Source organism: Herbidospora solisilvae, assembly GCF_009901565.1.
Taxonomy (GTDB): Bacteria; Actinomycetota; Actinomycetes; order Streptosporangiales; family Streptosporangiaceae; genus Herbidospora; species Herbidospora solisilvae.
This window is the reverse complement of sequence record NZ_WXEW01000004.1, coordinates 653,790-673,804: the sequence shown is the minus strand read 5'-3', so window position 1 is coordinate 673,804 and position 20,015 is coordinate 653,790. Positions and strand designations below refer to the sequence as shown.

At 71.2% G+C, this 20,015-nt stretch carries 16 protein-coding genes; 3 read left to right on the top strand and 13 right to left on the bottom strand.

What is annotated here, in order from left to right; translation table 11 throughout:
* The first annotated feature begins 26 nt into the window (after positions 1-26).
* Positions 27-1,397, top strand: a complete 1,371-nt coding sequence (locus tag GT755_RS16455; protein WP_161480555.1) for a glutamate decarboxylase — start codon at positions 27-29, stop codon at positions 1,395-1,397.
* Here the strand turns inward: GT755_RS16455 and GT755_RS16450 are convergent.
* From GT755_RS16450 to GT755_RS16440, 3 genes are read right to left on the bottom strand one after another with little or no spacing between them, the layout of a single operon-like run.
* Positions 1,391-2,053 (bottom strand): 2-phosphosulfolactate phosphatase, encoded by a 663-nt coding sequence (locus GT755_RS16450; protein WP_161480554.1) that lies wholly within the window; start codon positions 2,051-2,053, stop codon positions 1,391-1,393. The two genes, GT755_RS16455 and GT755_RS16450, sit on opposite strands and share 7 nt — an antisense overlap.
* A 19-nt stretch (positions 2,054-2,072) precedes the next feature.
* The gene (locus GT755_RS16445; RefSeq protein ID WP_161480553.1) at positions 2,073-3,428 is read right to left on the bottom strand and encodes an extracellular solute-binding protein; all 1,356 of its coding nucleotides are present in this window, start codon (positions 3,426-3,428) and stop codon (positions 2,073-2,075) included.
* Complete coding sequence (locus tag GT755_RS16440; RefSeq protein ID WP_161480552.1) at positions 3,425-5,305, bottom strand: vWA domain-containing protein; 1,881 nt, start codon at positions 5,303-5,305, stop codon at positions 3,425-3,427. Before GT755_RS16440 ends, GT755_RS16445 begins: the two co-directional genes overlap by 4 nt.
* A 159-nt stretch (positions 5,306-5,464) precedes the next feature.
* On the opposite strand from GT755_RS16440, the gene GT755_RS16435 reads away from it, so the two are divergent.
* Entirely contained in the window at positions 5,465-5,995 is a 531-nt protein-coding gene (locus tag GT755_RS16435) for a hypothetical protein (RefSeq protein WP_161480551.1), read from the top strand.
* Here the strand turns inward: GT755_RS16435 and GT755_RS16430 are convergent.
* On the bottom strand, positions 5,956-6,324 hold the full coding sequence (locus GT755_RS16430) for a winged helix-turn-helix transcriptional regulator (protein ID WP_328794367.1): 369 nt from the start codon (positions 6,322-6,324) through the stop codon (positions 5,956-5,958). The two genes, GT755_RS16435 and GT755_RS16430, sit on opposite strands and share 40 nt — an antisense overlap.
* A gap of 112 nt (positions 6,325-6,436) precedes the next feature.
* Here GT755_RS16430 and GT755_RS16425 point away from each other — a divergent pair, with 112 nt between their 5' ends.
* Positions 6,437-7,267 carry an NAD(P)H-binding protein gene (locus GT755_RS16425; RefSeq protein WP_161480549.1) on the top strand — a complete coding sequence of 277 codons (831 nt, stop codon included), beginning with the start codon at positions 6,437-6,439 and terminating at the stop codon, positions 7,265-7,267.
* Here GT755_RS16425 and GT755_RS16420 read toward each other — a convergent pair.
* From GT755_RS16420 to GT755_RS16380, 9 genes are all read right to left on the bottom strand, one after another.
* A complete protein-coding gene (locus GT755_RS16420; RefSeq protein WP_202610059.1) occupies positions 7,261-8,565 on the bottom strand; it encodes a glycosyltransferase 87 family protein in 1,305 nt (434 codons plus the stop codon). The two genes, GT755_RS16425 and GT755_RS16420, sit on opposite strands and share 7 nt — an antisense overlap.
* A gap of 65 nt (positions 8,566-8,630) precedes the next feature.
* Positions 8,631-9,251: a TIGR04282 family arsenosugar biosynthesis glycosyltransferase gene (locus GT755_RS16415; protein WP_161480547.1), complete on the bottom strand. Its 621-nt coding sequence runs from the start codon at positions 9,249-9,251 to the stop codon at positions 8,631-8,633.
* Positions 9,248-9,904 (bottom strand): glycosyltransferase family 2 protein, encoded by a 657-nt coding sequence (locus GT755_RS16410; RefSeq protein WP_328794366.1) that lies wholly within the window; start codon positions 9,902-9,904, stop codon positions 9,248-9,250. Before GT755_RS16410 ends, GT755_RS16415 begins: the two co-directional genes overlap by 4 nt.
* Positions 9,905-9,964: 60 nt before the next feature.
* Positions 9,965-11,011: an NAD-dependent epimerase/dehydratase family protein gene (locus tag GT755_RS16405; RefSeq protein WP_161480546.1), complete on the bottom strand. Its 1,047-nt coding sequence runs from the start codon at positions 11,009-11,011 to the stop codon at positions 9,965-9,967.
* Positions 11,012-11,115: 104 nt separating this feature from the next.
* Positions 11,116-15,210, bottom strand: a complete 4,095-nt coding sequence (locus GT755_RS16400) for a PQQ-dependent sugar dehydrogenase (RefSeq protein WP_161480545.1) — start codon at positions 15,208-15,210, stop codon at positions 11,116-11,118.
* A gap of 8 nt (positions 15,211-15,218) precedes the next feature.
* Positions 15,219-16,694: a glycosyltransferase family 2 protein gene (locus tag GT755_RS16395; protein WP_161480544.1), complete on the bottom strand. Its 1,476-nt coding sequence runs from the start codon at positions 16,692-16,694 to the stop codon at positions 15,219-15,221.
* On the bottom strand, positions 16,691-18,991 hold the full coding sequence (locus tag GT755_RS16390) for a glycosyltransferase family 2 protein (protein WP_202610058.1): 2,301 nt from the start codon (positions 18,989-18,991) through the stop codon (positions 16,691-16,693). The genes GT755_RS16395 and GT755_RS16390 overlap by 4 nt, the downstream gene beginning before the upstream one ends.
* Positions 18,988-19,410, bottom strand: a complete 423-nt coding sequence (locus GT755_RS16385) for a GtrA family protein (protein WP_161480543.1) — start codon at positions 19,408-19,410, stop codon at positions 18,988-18,990. Before GT755_RS16385 ends, GT755_RS16390 begins: the two co-directional genes overlap by 4 nt.
* 363 nt (positions 19,411-19,773) lie before the next feature.
* Positions 19,774-19,962 carry a hypothetical protein gene (locus GT755_RS16380; protein ID WP_156045185.1) on the bottom strand — a complete coding sequence of 63 codons (189 nt, stop codon included), beginning with the start codon at positions 19,960-19,962 and terminating at the stop codon, positions 19,774-19,776.
* Positions 19,963-20,015: the final 53 nt, after the last annotated feature.

Sequence of the window (20,015 nt, the reverse complement as noted above, 5' to 3'; positions counted from 1 at the left end):
CGCTCGATGACTGATAGACATCGAGCATGGCGTTGCACTCCGGACACGCGCACCACAAACACCCGGCGTCGCGATCGGTCAACCCGGTCACGGCGCTGGGTCTCGACCTGACCGCCCCCACCCACCGGCTCTTCGACACGCCGGTGCCCGCCGAGGCGGCATGGCAGTTCGTCCACGACGAGCTGATGCTCGACGGGAACGCCCGGCTCAACCTGGCCACGTTCGTGACGACGTGGATGGAGCCGCAGGCCGCCCGGCTGATGGCCGAGTGCGCCGACAAGAACATGATCGACAAGGACGAGTACCCGCAGACGGCGGAGTTCGAGCGGCGCTGCGTCTGCATCCTGGCCGACCTGTGGAACGCGCCGTCGCCGTCCGACGTGATCGGCACCTCCACGACCGGGTCGAGCGAGGCCTGCATGCTGGCCGGGATGGCGTTGAAGCGCCGCTGGTCCGGCCCGGGGCGGCCCAACCTGGTCATGGGGGCCAACGTCCAGGTGTGCTGGGAGAAGTTCTGCCGCTACTGGGAGGTCGAGCCCCGGCTGGTGCCCCTGTCGGGGGAGCGTTTCCACCTCACGGCCGAGGAGGCCGTCAAGTACTGCGACGAGAACACCATCGGCGTGGTGGCCGTCCTCGGCTCGACCTTCGACGGGTCCTACGAACCGGTCGCGGACATCTGCGGCGCCCTCGACGCCCTGCAGGAGGCCCGGGGGTGGGACATCCCCGTGCACGTCGACGGCGCCTCCGGCGCGATGGTCGCGCCCTTCCTCGACAGCGGTCTGGTGTGGGACTTCCGGCTGCCGCGGGTGGCGTCCATCAACACCTCGGGGCACAAGTACGGGCTGGTCTACCCCGGGGTCGGCTGGGTGTTGTGGCGGCACACCTCCTGCCTGCCGGAGGAGCTGATCTTCCGGGTCAACTACCTCGGCGGGAACATGCCGACCTTCGCGCTGAACTTCTCCCGGCCAGGAGCCGAGGTCGTGGCGCAGTACTACAACTTCCTGCGGCTCGGGCGGAGGGGCTACCAGGAGGTCCAGGGCATCTCACGGGCGGTGGCCACCCACCTGTCGCGGAAGATCGGCGAGATGGGGGTGTTCCGGCTGATCTCGCGGGGCGACCAGTTGCCGGTGTTCGCGTTCACGACCGCCGAGTCGGTGACCGCCTTCGACGTGTTCGACGTGTCTCGGCGGTTGCGGGAGCGGGGGTGGCTGGTGCCCGCGTACACGTTCCCGAAGGACCGGGAGGACCTGGCGGTGCTGCGGATCGTGGTGCGCAACGGGTTCACCCACGACCTGGCCGATCTGCTGCTGGCCGACCTGGAGCGGGTGCTGCCGGAGCTGGAGACGCAGCCGCATCCGATGCACCGGGACATGAAGGCGATGGGCTTCCATCACTGAGGGCGCAGCACCATGAGCGAGTCCTCCCTGCGCGCGACCATGGCGAAGGGGAACCGGTCGAGTTCCAGGCACAGCGCGACGTCGTCGGGGTGCACCCCCTGCCGTACCCCCTCGGCTAGTTCGGCGGCGGCCCGCGACGTGCCCGCGCGGTGGAGGAACTCCGCGGGATCCGTCTCGTCCCCGGCGGCTCGGCGGGCGATGTACTGCGCGCACGCCAGGTCCTCGTCGGCCTGACCGTCCTCGCCGGTGACCACGAACGTGACGCTCTCGTGGCCCCGCAGGAGCCGCGCCGTCGCCTCGGCCACGACGAAGCTCGCGCACAACACCAGCGGGGCCTCCCCGACCGCGAGGACGCCGACGGTGCCCGCCGTGGTCTTCTGGACGACGGTCCGTCCGCCCAGGTCGGCCTGCCGCAGCAGGCCCGGTGAGTTGACCAGGTCGAAGCCGGGCGCGGCAGGGCCGTCCTTGAGCGCCAGCCAGCCGGGGTGGGCGGCCTTGAGCGCCAGGGCCTCCTCCAGCGACCCGGCCAGCACGATCTTCTCCGCTCCCCGGGCGAAGGCCCAGGCGGCGACGGTGAAGGCCCGCATGACGTCGACCACGACGGCCACGGACGGGGTCCCGGACAGGTCGGGGATGGCGAGGAAACGCGTGTTCATTCCGGTCATGATCGCCCATTCAGCCGCAGGCCGAGCCGTCGCCGGGCAGCCGGCCCGCCGCCGCGGCCCGGAGGCGGTCGGCGAACTCGTCGTAGAAGGCGGCCTCACGTGGGGCGGCCGAGCGCAATACGGTCAGCGCGCAGGCGCGGAACACCTCGCTCAGGCGGCTGTAGTAGGGGACCTGGGGGCGCAGCAGGGCCCCGTCCATCGCGCGGCGGACGGTCAGGGCGAAGTCGCCGAACTCCGCGACGAGACTCTCCGGCTCCTCGGCGTCGCCGCGCAGGCACGTGAGGGCCTCGGTGAACTGGCGGGTCTCGTACTCGCGCACCTCGTAGGCGGCGGCGAGCACCGGCGCGTAGCTGCCGCAGGCGAACAGCCTCGCCTGGACCGCCGGCGTCGTCAGGTGTTCGACCAGGCGCTCCGCGGCGGCCCGGTTGCGGGTCTTGGGGGAGATGACCAGCACCGAACCGCCGAGGACGCCGCCCCGGGGGAGCGGCCGGTAGGAGAAGGTGAGCTCGCCGTCGGCGTCGCGGAACCGGCTGTCGAGCCAGAGCGAGCGGAACACCGACGGCCAGTGGCGCATGACCATCGGGGCCGACGGGCGGGCGCTGCGGAAGGCGCGCAGGGTGTCGCTCTCGGAGTGGTCCAGCGAGCCGCCGTCGATCAGGCCGGTCTTCAGCGCCTCCCGCCACGCCTCCAGGCGGGGCGCCACGACCTCACGCAGGTCGGCGCCGCCGGGCATGTCGCCGGGGTCGGACAGCAGCGGCACGATCTCCGGGCCGATCGCCTCCACGAGGTTGACCATCGCGCCCTCGTAGTCGTCGAGCTGGGTCAGCGCCCTGCCCGGCGGCTTCCCGCCGGACGTTCCCTCGCCCCAGATCCGCGACACCAGCGTGTCGGTCGCGCCGATCGAGTAGGCGAGCGGCACGTCGGCGGCGAACGGGACGCCGTACTGCGTCCCGTCGATCCGGCCGGCGGCGACGGACTTGGCCATGAAGGCCTGGTGGGGGAGTTCGACGGGGGAGGCGTAGCCGTTGGCGACGAACTCGGCGAGGTGGGCGACGTCGAGGATCAGGACGTCGTAGGGGCACGCGCCGTCCTGGTCGGTGGCGGCCATCTCGGCGCGGGCCTCGTCGGGGATGCGGGAGATCTCGACGTACCGGGCCGTGTGGCCGCGGTCGTTCCACGCGCTGACCACGCCGCGCTGGGTGCGGTCCATGCTGTCGTCGTAGCCCGCGGCCACGGTGATCTCGTCGGCGTTCCCCGGGCAGCCGGTGGCCGGGGCCTGGTTCACGAGCGACGTCGCCGCGCTGAAGGCGACGGTCAGCGTGAAGCCGATGACGAACGGCCACACGGGATGCCTGCGGCGGGTCATCGGAGCTCCCTGAGGCGGTCGAGGGCCGTGGTGACGTCGAAGGCGGCGGCGTCCACGCAGAAGACGGCGCCCTCGCCGGACCGCAGGGCGGGCGGGCAGGCGGTGTCGCCGACGTTGACGATGTAGACCGGGGCGTCGCTCGGTTTGCCGGTCGCCTGCTCGACGACCTCGGCGGTGATGCGGCGGAGGTCGGCCTGCTTCCCCGGGCTGGTGTCGGTCACGATCACCATGACGTCCATGGGCCGGTTCCCCATGGCCGCGATGGTCGAGGCCGCGTCGAGGTCCCAGTCGCGCGGCGTCCACTGTCCCAGGTAGCCGACGATCTGGTCGCCCTGTGAGCCGGCGAGGTCGGAGGGATAGGCGTTGTAGATCTGCGGGCGGCCGTCTCTGGACGGTCGGCGTGCGATGTCCACCGAGATCCGGTCGGTGGGCCGGAGGGCGTCGACGATCTCGCCGACCGACCGCACCGTCACCGGCAGGTGCCGCTGCATCGAGCCCGACCCGTCGAGCACCAGGGCCAGGTCGAGCCGCTGCTCCCGTCGCCCGATCGCCGCCATCGTCGCGGCCAGCGCGCCGCCGCCCGGCGCGGGGCCCGCCCCGGGACTGGGCGTGGCCACCCGCGACCGCAACCACCCGGCCAGTTCGCGGACGGCCGCGTTCCTCCCGGCGCTCTCGCGGTCGGGCCAGGCCGGCCGGATCGCCCGGTAGTCGAGCACGGCCAGGGACGGAATGTCGGGAATCCACAACCGGCCGCGATTCTGGTCGCCGCCCGGGCAGATCTGGCCGGTCCGGTTGTTGTAGTCCTCCATGATGTGGCGCGGCAGCATGAACGCGGATCGGCGCAGCAGGCTGTTGCGCCGCGATTCGTAGTCGCGCTGCAGATTGCACAACAGGGAAACGGGATCCGACTGGTCCTTCCAGAAGGCGTCGCCCATCTCCTCCGGCAGTTCCCGCATCCTGTCCTCGGCCGCCTCGGCATTCGGGAAGACGCGGCGCGCGTTCAGCCCGGCCGTGGCCGTCAGCCCGATACCGGTGATGAGCGGATCGGGCCGGGCGAAGTTCCGGCCCGGGCCGGCGTAGAACCGGAGCACCGAATCGAGCGAGACGCCGCCGGTCTCGCGCTCGACCTGATTGCGCAGCGTCTCCGGAATGCCCACCGCGATCTCCGCGTGTCCGACCTGGCCGACGTCCTCGGCGACCACGCCGCCCTCGACGAGCAGATCGGCGATGTCCCGGCTCTCGACGACGACCAGGTCGGGGCGGGGGCCGATCAGCCGGACGCCGTCGGGGGTGCGCCAGCCGTTGCGCAGCGCGGTCAGGAGACCGGTGACCGGTGGTGAGGCGACGACCTTCAGCCGGGTCTCGGCGCACCGGTTCACGGCCCGGTCGTCGGTGAACTCCCGCGCGAGCAGGCCGAACGCCGGGACGTCGTACGACGGCACGCTCAGCACGAGCTCGCGCGGCATCGGGCACGACCCGAAGTAGGCCTGGAAGAGCCGCCCGCCGGCGGGCGCCGTCTGCGCCAGCGCCAGCACCATGCCCCCGGCCACGACGCCCGCCGCGCCCATCCGCACCGACGGCCACACCCGGGCGATCAGCCGCCGCGACCTGCTGGACCCCTCTCCGCGCGGCCACCAGCGCGGAAGCCGGGCGGCCCTGCGCCGCCACCGGTCGCGCACCGGACGGTAGACCGCCGCGACCAGGATGACGCCGATGGCGATCCGGACGAACCAGCGGGCCGCGAGTTCGGCGCCGGTCACCGCCAGCGCGATCTCGGGGAGGATGCCGAGCAGGGCGATCACGGCGGCGACCCGGGCGTCGGAGCCGTCGCGTGCGCCCTCTCTGGTGCCGAGCTCTGCGTCCCCCGAAGGACTCATGGACTCCGTCGCCCCTCGCCGTGAGCTCCATCAGCTGCGGACAGAGCGTAAGCAGGGCCCGCGTCGGTTTGACGCTGAATGATGGAATTGAGACCTTTGGCGCGGGCGGCGACGAGGGCTCGGCCGGACGTCGAGGCCGGCATGACGGATTCTTCGCCAATGACAGTTTCGAATTCGGCCGCGTTCGGCGGACCGCCCGTTAAGGTGGCGCTAATCGAGCAGCGGGAGGCGCTACCAATGAGGCCGACACTAATCGCGGTATTCGCCGGTGTAATGGGCGTTTCGGCCTGTAGTGCCGCTGATTCCGCCGTTGAAGTGCCGGTGCAGCGCCCGAATTCAGCGCTTTCGTGTACGTCGTTCTTCTGTCATATCGGCGCTGATCCGGCGATTGTCGTCCACGACCTGGAATCGTCGAATCTCGGCTCGCTGAAGGCCCGGCTGACGTGGCTGGAGAAGGAGTCGTGCCTCGTCGCCGTCACCCGTGACACGACCGTCGTCCCGGTCTGGCCGAAGGACACCACGCCCGTCCGCGCGGCGGACGGGCGGCGCGGCGTGCGGGTCCCGGGCAAGGGCGAGATCCTCGACGGCGACACCTTCAAGCAGGGCGGTTCGTGGCTCGCGGGCGCCGACATCCCCTCGGGATGCGGTGGTCACGACCGGTTCTTCGCCGTCGACGCCTTCGAGTCGTAGGAGCCGCGGGCGGCCAGGACGTCGCCGATGTGCGAGTCGGCCCACGCCGTGATGGCGTCGACCACGCCTTCGAGGCTGCGCCCGAGCGGGGTCAATTCGTAGTCGACCCGGGGCGGCACCACCGCGTGGACGGTCCGGGTCACCAGGCCGTCGCGTTCGAGGCCGCGCAGCGTCTGGGTGAGCATCTTCGGGGTGACGCCGTCCATTTTCCGGGCCAGTTCGGTGAAGCGCAGCGGGCCGGCCCGCAGCTGGGTCACGATCAGCACGCTCCACGCGTCGCCGATCCGGTCGAGCACCTGGCGGCTCGCGCAGTCTCTCAGGCTGTCCACCTGCTCACTATCCTCCAGGTGAGTACTGCACTTCAAGGTGCCCCCTATCGATCGGGAAGCATGACCTGACCTGCCCTGTTGCCCCCGTTACATCGTAATGAGAGGGAGCGAGATGACCTACGTCGTCACCGGCGCCACCGGACCCTTCGGACGGCTCGCCATCGAGAGCCTGCTGCGCCGCGGGGTGCCCGCCGGGGAGATCCGGGGCACCGGACGCCAGATCGAGAAGGCCGCCGACCTGGGCGTGGAGATCCGCAGGGCCGACTACGAGGACGCCGGCGCATTGCGCGAGGCCTTCGCCGGGGCATCGCGGCTGCTGTTCGTGTCGGGGTCGGAGCCGGGACGGCGGCAGGCGCAGCACGCCAACGTCGTGGCCGCCGCCGTCGACGCGGGGGTGGAGCTGGTGGCGTACACGAGCATCCTGAACGCCGCCACCTCCACGATGGACCTGGCCGAAGACCACCGGGCCACCGAGAAGCTGCTGACCGACTCGGGGCTGCGGCCGGTCTTCCTGCGCAACGGGTTCTACTACGAGGTCTACACCGCCCAGCTGCCCGCCTACCTGGAACACGGGGTCGCGGGGGCGGCCGGTGACGGTCCGATCGGCGCGGCGGCCCGCGCCGACCTCGCCGACGCCGCCGCGGCGGTGCTCACCGGCGAGCCGGACAAGGGCGTCTACGAACTGGCCGCCGAGGTGTTCACACTGGCCGGCCTGACCGAGCTGGTCACCGAGGTCTCCGGGAAACCGGTCGGGTACACGCCGCTGACCGGCGAGCAGTACCGCGAGGTCCTCACGGGCGCCGGGCTGCCCGGCCACGTCGCCGACTTCGTGGTCGGCATCGACCTCGGGATCGCTGGGGGCAACCTGGCGACGTCGGGCGACGACCTGGCGAAGCTGATCGGCCGCCCGCCCGTCACGCTGCGCGAGGCGCTGGCTCAGTAGGCGAGGGCCGGGGCGGTGCGGGCCGACGTCCGCACCGCCCAGCCCGCCAGCACTCCCAGCGCCGCCAGCGCGTAGGCGATCGTGCCCAGCCCGGTCACGTAGGCGACCGCCCCCGCGGCGGCCACGCCGAGCCATTCCCAGCGCCCGTCGAGGGCGACCAGGGCGACGAGCAGCAGGGCATACCAGGAGTAGCCGGGCGTGAGCAGCAGGAACGCGGTCCCGGTCACGACCAGCCCGCCCTGCCAGGGCCGCGCCGGATCCCCCTTCCTGATCGTGTACGCCGCCACGGCCCCCATCGCCAGCACGACCACCGGCAGCGCCCAGGCGTCGGGCACCAGCAGCCGGACCAGCCCGTACCGCCCGTCGGACCCGGTCGAGTAGCCCTCCTCGGACGCGTACCCGCCCAGGTAGCCGAACACCGACGCCTCCGAGGCCAGCACGTACGGCAGATAGGCGAGGACCACCACGAGGGCGGCCGGCACCAGGACGGCCATGGCGTCGCGCGGGCGGCGTACCCCCGACAGCGCGCCGGGCAGCAGGACGGCGGGAAAGAACTTCGCGGCGACGGCCCCGCCGAGCAGCGCCCCTCCGGCGGCACGCCGCCGCGCCACCAGGGCGAGCGCCGCCACCGCCAGGAAGACCGCCAGCACGTCGGCGTGGGCGTTGTTGACCGCCTCGATCGGCACCGCCGGGCACCACGCCCACAGGCAGGCTTTGGCGCCGGCCTGCCGCACCAGCAGCAGCGTCGTCGCCGTGGCCAGCAGCAGGCCGCCCACCTGCAACGGCTTGTGACGGGACCCCGGCGGAGACAGGGTGTGCACGGCCAGGAAGTAGGCCTCCGACACCGGGGGATAGATGGTCGGCACACGCGGCCGGTTGATGCGGGTGCAGCCGCCGCCCCACAACCACGACATGTAGGCCGTCCGGCAGATCGGCCCGTCGGTGAACAACCAGTCGTCGCGCAGTCCGGCCAGTTCCTCGGCGATCGGCGGGTGGTCGTAGGGGGAGATCCCGGCGGCCTGCACCCGCCCGTCCCAGGCGTAGCGGTAGGAGTCGGTGCTGGTGCGCGGCGGCTCCAGCAGCCCCACCGTGCCCACCGCGAGCCCGCCCGCCACCACCAGCACGGCCGCCTTCTTCGGCGGCACCCGCCGCAGCGACCATGCCGCCGCCGCGAACAGCGCCCAGCAGACCGCGTACCAGCCGATCAGCCCGGCGGGGTCGGCCAGTTGCCCGGTCCGGGTGACGGTGAGGGCCAGCGCGGCGACCAGGGCGGCCAGCAGGGCGACGGTGCGTCTCACCGTGCCGGGCCTCGACGTCTCGTCAGGTGTCGTTGCCGCTCCGATGGGCGTGCGGCGAGCCGCCGTCATCGGGCGGGCGTCCGGAGCCGGGCGTGCAGCTCGGCGAAGAGGGTGCACGGCGCCTGCTCGGCCACCACGCGGGCGTCGGCCGCCGTGTCGACGTCGCGCAGGGCCGGCAGCCCGCCGACCCGCAGGCCCTTGTCGCGCAGCCGGGCGAGCTGGACGGCGCCGGTCTCGGCGACCGACATGGGCACGCCGAGCAGCAGCGCCGGATCGGGATCTCCGAGGCCGAGCGCCCAGAAGCCGCCGTCGTCGGCGGGGCCGAACCAGGCGTCGTGCCGGCCGAAGTCCAGGGCCGGTTCGAGCAGGTCAGGGGTGACGTGTGGGGTGTCCATGCCGATGAGCAGGGCCGGGCCGGCGCAGGCGGCGAACGCGGCGGCCAGGCGCTCGTCCAGGCCGCCGCCGCACTGGGGCCGGATCTCGAAACCGGCGGGCAGCCAGTCTCCGGGAGACCCGGCCAAGACCAGGACGTGCCGGTCGGCGGGGGTGCGCAGCGCCGCGGCGAGGGTGTCGGCCAGCGCCGCCTCGGCCAGCGCGGCGGCCTCGACCGGGGTGAAGGGCGGGGTGAGCCGGGTCTTCACCCGTCCCGGCACGGGCTCCTTGGCGATCACGAGAAGCGTCGTCATTCGCCCAGCACCCGCCGCATGTCGCGAACCGCCTGGAACGTTCCGATCCAGGTGCCGGTGACCTTGGATCTCCCGCTTCGCGGCAGATAGGGCACGTCGATCTCGCGCACCCGCCACCCCGCGTCGGCCGCCCGGACCACCATCTGGAGCGGATAGCCGCTGCGCCGGTCGGTGAGGTCGAGCTTGAGCAGCGCCTCCCGCCGGGCGGCGCGCAGCGGCCCCAGGTCGTGCAGGCGCAGGCCGGTCCGCCGCCGCACCATCTTCGACAGCGCCCAGTTCCCGGCCCGCGCGTGCACCGGCCACGCCCCGCGCGACTGCGGCCGCCGCCGCCCCAGCACCAGGTCGTCCCCGCCGCGCAGCAGCTGGACGAACTCCGTCAGCAGCCCCGGATCGAGCGAGGCGTCACAGTCGCAGAAGCAGACGACGTCGGCCTCGGCCGCCAGCAGCCCGGCGTGGCAGGCCGCACCGAACCCGCGCCGGGACTCGTGCACCACGGTCGCGCCGAGCGAGCGGGCGAGCTCCGCCGACCCGTCGGTCGAGCCGTTGTCCACGACCAGCGCCCGCCAGCCCGGCGGGACGCGCTCCAGCACCCACGGCAGGGCTTCGGCCTCGTTCAGGCAGGGCAGCACGACGTCCACGGTTGTTTCGATCACCCTGCCACCGTAGGAAGGACCGGCCCCGGTGGATCTCCGCGCAACGCGGGTTATGCGCGCTCATGACCTGAGGGGGGCGTGCGCGAACTCCATCACCCCGTCGCCGAACTCCACCGAGGGCTTCCAGCCCAGGTCACGGCGGAGCCGCGCGGAGTCGGCCGTGATGTGCCGCACGTCGCCCAGCCGGTATTCGCCGGTCACGACCGGCATCGGGCCGCCGAACGCGGTCGCCAGCGCGGTCGCCATCTCGCCGACGGTGTGGGGGTGGCCGCTCCCGGCGTTGTAGGCGGTGTGCCGCCCCTCGGGCAGGTCCCCGACCACGTCCAGTGCGGCCAGGTTCGCCATGGCGACGTCTCTGACGTGCACGAAGTCACGGCGCTGCCCGCCGTCCTCGAACACCCGGGGCGCCTCGCCGCGCTCCAGCGCCGACCGGAAGAACGACGCCACCCCCGCGTAGGGGGTGTCGCGCGGCATGCCGGGCCCGTAGACGTTGTGGTAGCGCAGCGACACCGCCCGCCCGCCGGTCGCCCGCGCCCACGCGGCGGCGAGATGCTCCTGGGCGAGCTTGGTGGTGGCGTAGACGTTGCGCGGGTCGACCGGGGCGTCCTCGGTGACCAGGCCGGGCGCCATCTCCGCGCCGCAGAGGGGGCAGCGCGGCTCGAACCGCCCCGCGTCGAGGTCGGCGACGTCCCGGGGCCCGGGCCGCACGACGCCGTGGCCGGGGCAGACGTAGCGGCCCTCGCCGTAGACGACCATCGACCCGGCCTGGACCAGCCGCGACACCCCCTGGCGCGCCATGGCCGCCAGGAGCACGGCGGTGCCGTGGTCGTTGCACGACACGTAGTCGGGCGCGTCCCCGAAGTCGGCGCCGAGCCCGACCATCGCGGCCTGGTGGCAGACCGCGCCGACCCCGCGCAGGGCCGTCTCCAGCGCCGCGGCGTCGCGCACGTCGCCACGGACGAACTCGGCGTCCGGGATCTCCGGCTCACGGGGATGGGCGGCGGGCAGCAGGGCGTCGTACACGACCGGCTCGTGCCCGGCGGCGGTGAGGGCGGCGACGATGTGCGAGCCGATGAACCCGGCTCCTCCAGTGACGAGAACTCGCATGCCAGAAAACTACGGAATCCGCAGGTCAGCGCCGCGTTCCCGCGCCGTCACGAAAGGGGCCGGGCGCCTCCCGTGGGGAGACGCCCGGCCATATGACGAGCGGTTCAGCTCACCAGCACCTGGTCGAAGACCGTCGTGTTGAGCTGTCCCGCCTCATGGGAGCAGACGAAGAGCCCGATCGTCGCCGGCCCGGCGAGGGTCGCCGTGCCGATCGCCGTCCAGTCCTCGCCGTTCGCCGACCGGTAGGTGGTCACCGTCGACCCCACCCGGGACACCCGCAACCACACGGGTGCCGTGGCGGCTCCGCCGTCCGCATCGGAATTGAAGTTCGCCTGCTGGTGGATGCCGTGCGCCGGGGTCAGGAACACCCCGCTGTAGGGGGAGAGCGCCGTCGCGGCGGACTTGATCATCAGGCCCGACTTCGCCCAGTCGTCGGTGTTCTCCTGGCTGATCACGCGGGCCACGATCGTGCCGTTCGCCGGGAGGTCGCGGTAGACGTAGTGCATCTGGTCGGCAGTGCCCCACACGTCGCCGCCCGCGCCGGAGATCGTGAAGGTCCGGCCGTTGACGCTGGCCGTGCCCGCCAGGGCGGGACCGCCGACGTCGACGGAGTTCCATCCGGCGGGCAGGCCGGTCGTGTTGGCGGGGGTCACCGTCACGTCCGAGAACGTCGCCGTGGTCGTCTGGCTGCCGTCGTGGGAGACGGCGAACAGGCCGACCTGGGCGGCGGCGGCCATCGTCACCGTGCGGGCGCCGACGCGGGTCCACGTCACGCCGTCGCCGGAGTCGAAGGCGGTGAACGTGTTCCCGGCGCGGACCAGCTTCAGCCACACGCCCGGGGGGTCGAGGTCGGTCCCGGTGACGTCCTGTTCCCCAGTTGTCTGCAGGTGGACGCCGTGGTCGGCGCTCAGCAGCAGGGCGGCGTACGGGGAACCGGAGACCGAGGTCTCCTTGAACATGACTCCGGCCTTCGTCCACGCCTCGGCCCGGGTCAGCGAGTTCACGCGGGCGACGATGGTGCCGTCGCCGGTGAGCGGGCGGCGCACGAAGTGCATCTGGTCGGTGGTGCCCCAGACGTCGTCGCCGCCCGCCGTGATGCTGAACACGCCGCCGAGTTCCCCGGAGGAGCCGGGCAGCACCGGGGCGCCCACGTCACCGCCGGTCCACAACGCCGGCAGGCCGGGGTCGTCGGCCGACTCGAACGTCACGTGGTCGAAGGTGGCCGTGCCGAGGACGGTGCCGTCGCGGTGGGCGGTGACGAACATGCCCGCCGCCACCGTCTCCGGCAGGCCGGGCAGGGTGTGCTGGCCGACCAGGATCCAGTTCTCCCCGTCGGGCGAGCGGTACGCCTTGATCACGTCGCCTTCGCGGGTCAGGCGGGCCCACGCGTCGGGGAACGTGAACGGGCCGCCGACCACCGACGACGGGTCGGAGGTCTGGAAGTGCATGCCGTTCTCGGGGGTGACGAACAGGTCGGCGTACGACTCCGGGCCCTTGATCATCAGGCCCGCCTTGGCCCACGGCGCGGTCTCCGACTGCGAGGTTATGCGGGCGGTGATCGAGCCGTCGCCGGTCAGCGGGCGGTTGAGGAACGAGTGCTCCTCGGTGTCGGCCCACACGTCGGTGCCGCCGCCGTTGACGGTGAAGGTCCCGTTCGCCGAGTCGTAGGTCGCCGAACCGGCGGGGGTGGCGCCGTCGACGTCCGCGCGGGTCCACGGCGCGGGCACCGGGCCGACCGTCGAGCCCTGCGTGACCTGGACGTTCTCGAACGTCGCCGCGCTCAGGGCGGTCATGTCGTGGGAGCTGACCCACAGGCCGATGGTCGCCTGGGCGGCCATGGGCAGGGTGGTGGTGCCGATCGCCGTCCACACGACGCCGTCCGCGGAGCGGAAGGCGGTGAAGACGTCGCCGGTCCTGGTGAGCTTCATCCAGCCGCCCAGCGACGGGTAGCCGCCGCCGTCGCCCTGGAAGTCGTACTGGAAGTGCATGCCGTTCTCGGGGGTCAGCGCCACGGCGGCGTACTTCGCCATCGGGGTGGCCGACTCCTTGATCATGACGCCGGCCTTGGCCCACGGGTGGGTGTCGGTCTGCTCGGTGAGTCTGGCGATGATCGTGCCGTCGCCCTGGAGCGGCTGGAAGACGTACCGGAACTCGTCGGTCTGGTCCCAGACGTCGTTGCCGCCGCCCTTGATCGTGAACGAGCCGGCGTCGTAGTAGGTCGTCCCGGCGACGGTGCGCGGGCCGATGTCGGCGCTGGCCCACGGCGCGGGCGGCTGGGTGAGTTCGAGGAAGTCGGCCGCGTAGACGGTGTCCTCGCCGGGCGTGACGATCGTGTGGGTGATCTCGCCCTCGTCGGACCAGCCCTGCCAGGCGTACTGCTTCCCGTTGTGGAACTGGGTCGCCGGGGCGCTCAGCACCCGCTCGACCCCCACGACCGCCTGCTCGACCTTGGTCCCGGTGAACGGCACGCCGTCCACCGTGTACGTCGGCCCGAGCGGATCGGAGGTGAAGGTCAGCTCGACCAGGTTGGGTTTCACGTCGACGAACGACGTGTGCTGGAGCCCGCCCGCGTCGGTCACCGTGAGCTGCACGCGGTACCACGTCGTGGCCACGTTGTCGGCGACGCGCGGGATCGTGAACGTGCCGCCGCGCACGCCGTTGACCGGCCCGAGGAACGGGTGCACGTGGTCGGCGTGGTGGAAGACCACCGACCACGAGAACGCCGAGGCGGGGAGCGTGCCGTCTTCGGGGTCGGTGCCGGTGGCCGCGTAGGTGATGACGTCGCCGGCGTCATACGTGGACAGCGAGACCGGGGCGGTGATCGTGCCGGTCGGCCGCCGGTTGCCGACGGTGACCTTGACCGTCGCCTGCGTCGACTTCGCGCCGTCGCTGACGGTCAGCGTGACGTCGTAGACGCCGTTGGTCGTGTACGTGTGCGTCGGGCCCGGCTCGGTCGAGGTGGTGCCGTCCCTGAAGTCCCACAGGTACGTCACGTCGTCGCCCTCGTCGGGGTCGCCCGACCCGAGCGACGAGAAGTGCACCTCCAGCGGCCCGAGGCCGTCGGAGGGAGTCGCGGTCGCCTTGGCCACCGGCGCGCGGTTGCCGCCCGAGGGGGCGATCTTGTAAAAGGCGCCCGGGTAGATGTTGAGCTGGTAGAGGTTCCCGTCGGGGCCGGTCGAGAGCTGCACCGGCGTGCCGGCGTTCAGGTCGAAGTCGTTGACCGAGATGACGCTCTTGAACTCCTCGTCCATCTTCAGGTACTTGATGAACCCGAGCGTGTAGTCGGCGAAGAAGACCGCGTTGTCGTACTCCGCAGGGAACGTCCCGCCGGTGTAGATCTCCAGCGAGGTCACCGACCCGGCCGCGGCCGGGGGAGCGGTGTGCGGGTAGGTGTGGACGGGGTTGGCGTAGCCGCATCCGGCGCAGAAGCCCTCCGCGAGGGGCCAGCCGTAGTTGGCGCCCTTCTCGATGAGGTTGATCTCCTCCCACTCCGAGCCGCCGACGTCGCCGGTGAGGATCTTCCCGGCGTTGGGGCCGTCCGGCACCACGTCCCAGCGGAACGGGTTGCGCAGGCCGTAGGCCCAGATGGAGCGCTCGGCTCCCGGGGTGGCCGCGAACGGGTTGTCGGGCGGGATCGTGCCGTCCTTGTTGACGCGCAGGATCTTGCCGTGGGGCGTGCCGAGGTTCTGCGAGTTGGGGTTGTAGGTGTTCATCCCGAGCGACCAGTACAACTTGCCGTCCGGGAGGAAGCGCAGCTCGCCGCCGTGGTGGAACACGTTCGACTGCTGGTTCGACTGGATGAGCACCAGCTCCGAGGCCGCCGCGATGGTGTCGCCGGTGACGGTGAAGCGGCTCAGCCGGTTGAAGTTGTCGCTGCGGGTGTAGGCGACGTAGACGTGGTGGTTGGTGGCGAAGTCGGGGTCGAGCTCCAGCCCGAGCAGGCCGCGCTCGTCGGCGTTCGCGGTGGGCAGGGTGATCATCGGCGCCGTCTGGAGCACGCCGTTCTTGATGAGGCGGATGGCGCCGTTCTTCTCGCCGATGAGGATGCGGCCGTCCGGCGCGAACCGGAAGGCCGTCGGCATGTCCAGGCCGTCGGCGAGCAGGGTCTTGTCGAACTCCACCGGCGGCGCGGCCTGGGCCGTCGGCGCGGGAACGACGACGAGCACGACGAGGAGCAGTAAGGCGGTGAGGGTGCGCATGGTGGTACCTAGTCGGTGAGGGCAGGCAACGGGGCCTTGGCGGGGCGGCTGGCGGTCTCTTCCTCGTGCGCCGACGCGTGGTCGACGAGCCCGTGCTCGGTGAGCTCCCAGTAGTGCCGCCGCGACGGGCGCAGGAGCTGGAAGAAGGCCTTGTACGCCGCGACGCTCATCAGGCCCCAGTAGAGGGGGACGGTGAGCATCGCCCGGACCGCGCGGTGGAGCCCCCGCTCCATGCAGCCGGTCATCAGGCAGTACATCATCAGGAAGTTGCCGAGGATCATCGTCAGCACGCCGAGGTAGAGCACCACGGCGGGGAACAGCGCCTCGATGTACTGCGTGCCGGTGAAGACGTAGACCAGCGTCATCAGCCAGAAGAACGGGTTGACCAGCGTCGTGAACGTGGAGAACCCGAGCGTCAGGTGGAAGGCGATCCAGCGGCGGGTGCCGAGCTCCCGCCACAGCTTGACCGGGTGGCGGGTGTGCACCAGCCACGTCTGGATGTAGCCCTTGATCCACCGCGACCGCTGCCGCACCCAGTTGCCCAGGTGGCTGTTGGCCTCCTCCTCGGTGACCGACACCATCATGCGCACGTCCCAGCCGCGCCGGGCGATGCGGATGCCGAGGTCGGCGTCCTCGGTGACGTTGTAGGCGTCCCAGCCGCCCAGCGCGCGCAGCGCGTCGGTGCGGAAGTGGTTGGACGTGCCGCCGAGCGGGATGGCCAGGCGGTGCCGGTCGAGGCCGCGCAGCGACAGGGAGAAGTTGGTGGCGTACTCGGCCGCGAAGCACCGGGTGAGCCAGTTCGTCCACGGGTTCCAGTACTGCAGCTCGGCCTGCACGCAGACCACACGGTCGGCCAGCAGCCGGAACGCCAGCACCGACTTGCGGAGCTGGTCGGGGTCGGGACGGTCCTCGGCGTCGTAGATGACGCAGAACTCCCCGCGCGCCTTCTCCAGCCCGACGTTGCACGCCTTCGGCTTCGTCTTCGGGTTGGAGTGAGGAATGATCACGACCTCGAACTGCGGCAGCAGGTCGATGGTGGCCAGGGCGCCGCGGGTGGCGTCGTCGTCCTCCTCGATCAGCAGCAGGATCTGCAGCTTCTCCGGCGGGTAGTCCATCTGGGACAGCCGCTCCAGCAGGAACGGCAGCACCTCCGCCTCCCGGTGCAGCGGCACCAGGACGGTGTAGACCGGCAGCATCTCCCGGGGGATGGTGTCGATGTCGGAGGGCTCGAAGCGGAGCACCGGCGAGCCCCACGCGCCCAGCACCATGGCGAGCTTGAAGGCGATGACGGCGACGTAGACCGCGGTGACCAGCGCGACGGCGGCCTGGCCGTACCAGACCGGGCCGGGGCCCCAGCCGGTGAACACGTGCAGCGCCAGCGCACCGGCCAGCAGGGCGATCACCAGCGTGCCGGTGACCGCCTGGCCCCGGCTGAGCAGGCGGCGCGCGCTCAGTTCGTCGGGAATGACGGCGGTGGGGGTCATCGCACGGGCTCCGTTCGGATGGCGCGGTAGATCAGGCGGTCGGCGTCCTGGTAGAGGAGCTGGTAGTTCTCGTTGAGGACCGGGGTGCCGTGCAGGGACTTGTAGACGCCGTCCTCGGAGCCCTTGGACGAGCGCATGTAGATCCAGCGCACCTTGCTCGTGACGGGGTCTTCGAGCGCCGGTTCCCACATCCGGAACGAGCCCTCGTAGATGATCTCCCCGAGGGGCAGCTGCGACTGGAAGGTGACGAGCTCGTTGCCGAAGTTCTGCATCAGCACCCGGCCGCCGTCGTAGTTCTCCTTCAGCCAGGTGGCCGAGCCGACGTCGATCCGGCCGCCGGGGGAGTTCAGGTAGGCCACCGGCTCCTCCAGGGTCTTGGTGCCCGGCACCGCCAGCACCGTGGCCGCCACGGCGACCGCCAGGAACGGCCGCGCCTGCTTGACGTACGCCACCAGGAACCCCGCGAACACCGCCGCGCCCAGCGCCATGACCATGCCGAACCGCACGTTGTAGAGGTCGCCGTGGATCTCGGCGACGTGCAGCGGGCGCTGCCCGGCGTACAGGGTGAAGATGTAGAACGGCAGGAACCCGAGCAGGGCGTACGGCGCCAGCGTGGCCGCGTGGATCCGGTGGCGGGCGAAGTAGAGGACCACGCCCAGCGCGGCCAGGCCCAGCGTCACGTAGCCGATGTCGTCGGCCATCGCGATCAGATAGGTCTGGGCCGAGACGACGAGGTCGCCGACCGTCTGGTCGCCGTCGGTGACCCACAGAGACGGCTTGGCGTACTCGCCGACCTGCCAGTAGAGCGGGTGGCCGAAGATGATCCAGTTCCACCCGCACCAGGCGGCGATGCCGCTGTAGGCGATCACCGAGAAGAAGATCAGGTTCGCCTCGATGTGGGTGTAGCCGCGCCACCGGCGCAGCGCCGTGTAGCCCACGACGCAGGTGACCGCCAGGCACAGCACCCAGCCCTCGTACCGGGTGAGCGTCGCGAGAACGGTCCACATCGACGAGAGGGCGATCTGGCCGTAGCGGCCGGTCCGGCACCACTCCTGGAGGTGGTAGACCGCGCCCGCGATGCAGGCGAACAGCAGCGACTCGGTCATCGGGGTGGCCTGCAGGTACAGGGCGTTGGTGTTCAGCGCGAACACCGCGGCAGCCGCCACGCCGGCCCAGCGGGTGCCCGCCATGCCGTCGGTGATCTTGTACAGGTACCGCACCGTGATGACGAACGAGATCATCGAGCCGATGCTGGAGGCGAGGCCGGTCGTGTAGAAGAACTCGATCCACACCAGCGGCACCGCGAGGACGTGCGGCAACGGAAGCCACACGCCACCGAGCTGGGCGACGCCGGCGGTCGGGCTGTCGACCACGCGCGCCGCGATCAGGACGTGCGAGACCGCGTCCTTGTAGCTGAGGACGACGCCCTGGTTGAAGTAGTAGACCGCCGCCACGACCGACAGGACGGCCGCGAGGCCGGTCACCACGGCCAGCAGCGGGTCGGCGGGGGTGAGCGCCCGGCGGGTGCGGCGCCACTTCAGGCCGTCCCTGACCAGATCGCGGTAGACGCCGGCGAGGCTGGTGAGCGAGCGCAGGATGACCCTGATCGACGCGCCGGTCTGGTGGCCGTGCTGGCGCGGGTAGTGGTTGACCGGGTGTTCGACGATGCGCGTGTGGCCCGCGCCGATCTTGGCGAGCAGCTCCGGCGAGATCGCGGCGGCCTCGCCGGTCAGCGTCAGGTCGTCGAGGAGCTTGCGGTCGAGCAGCTTGTAGGCGCAGTCGACGTCACGGCTGCGGGTGCGCAGCAGCACCCGGCTCAGCTGGGTCCAGATCCAGGCGTTGACCTTCCGCATGGCGGGGTCGGCGCGGTGCTTGCGGTAGCCGATCACTCCGTCGGCGCGCTCGTCGCGCTGCACCTGGAGGAAGGTCAGCAGGTCGTCGGCCCGGAACTGGCCGTCGGAGTCGGTGAGCAGGATGCGCCGCATGTCGGTCTGGTCGAGGGCGGTCGCGATGCCGGTGCGGACCGCCGCGCCGTATCCCTGGTTGAACTGGTGGTGGACGGCGAGCACCCGTCCGGGATAGAGCTCGGCGAGCTCGTCGAGCACCCGTCCGGTCCCGTCGGGGGAGCCGTCGTTGACGACGACGATCCGGTGCTCCATGCCGGCCAGCGTGCCGAGGAAGTCCTCGACCGTTGTCCGGAGGTTCTCTTCTTCGTTGTATGCGGGCATGACGACGGTCACGCCCTCGGTGTACAAGCGCGCGGCCCGGGGCGGCGCGCTGGGAATCTCGAGGGTCACGCGAGGGCCTCGGCCTTCTCTCGGGCCTTCTCACGGGTGGCGAATACGAACTTGTCACATATGAGATAGGTGACAATCGTGCCGATCAGGACACCGGTCGCAGCGGAAATGACAGTGGGCAGATATGGGTGAACCAGGGCGAAAACGCCGGTATTGACGGCGAGCGACAGGAGCGCCGTGCCGTTGTAGCCCGACCATCGCCTGACGGTCAGCGGGAAGCGGCGGTCCCCCCAGGTGAACTTCGAGCTCAACACGAAGTTGAGCTGGGCTGACAGGAGAAAGCCGATGGCATCGGCGGGCGTCCACGGGACGCCGGCCGATGCCATTGCGGTCATCGCGAGGTACTGGACTCCGAAGCAGAAACCGCCCACCAGGAGAAATCGCACCACACGTAAGTGATAATCCGGAACAATCGCCACTCGTCCCCCACGGCTTGTGCCTGGTGATCGCGGATTGGTACGTGCCAAGCGTCATGAAGTTTCATGACATGCGCGGAAGGGTGGCGTTATCGCAGCGTGAACTATAGCTAGCGAGAACTTCTGTAGAGAAGTTAAGTATATGAACTTCTGACCACGCCAAATGACAAAGGCGTGTAGGCCGAATTCCCGTCTTGGAACGGTCCCGGCAGGTCAGGACGGGCCTTCGGCGGCCCGTGGAGTCAATGTGCGGATTAACGGTGGCGTGTCCTGGCGGGCGTGGGGGACCCGCCAGGACACGCACCGCTCCGCGCGGCGCGGCGAGGATGCCGACGACCCCGGCGAGGGATGGGGTCGTAGGCGCCGCTAATCGCGCGGAGTCACTGGGGCACCGTCGTCCTCTTCGAGCGGTGCGCGGTAGTGGCGTTCGATCAACCGGGCCGCGCCCACCGGGTCGTCGGACGGATGCGTCATCTCGTGACCATCCTCATTCCAGACGAACGACCCGTGCTTGCACCAAACAGTCAGATCGGCCGATACCGACAGAACGGACATCCCATTTCCGTTGCTCTGGTAGGTGTGGGTGAAGCCCTGGCGATGCAGCGCGT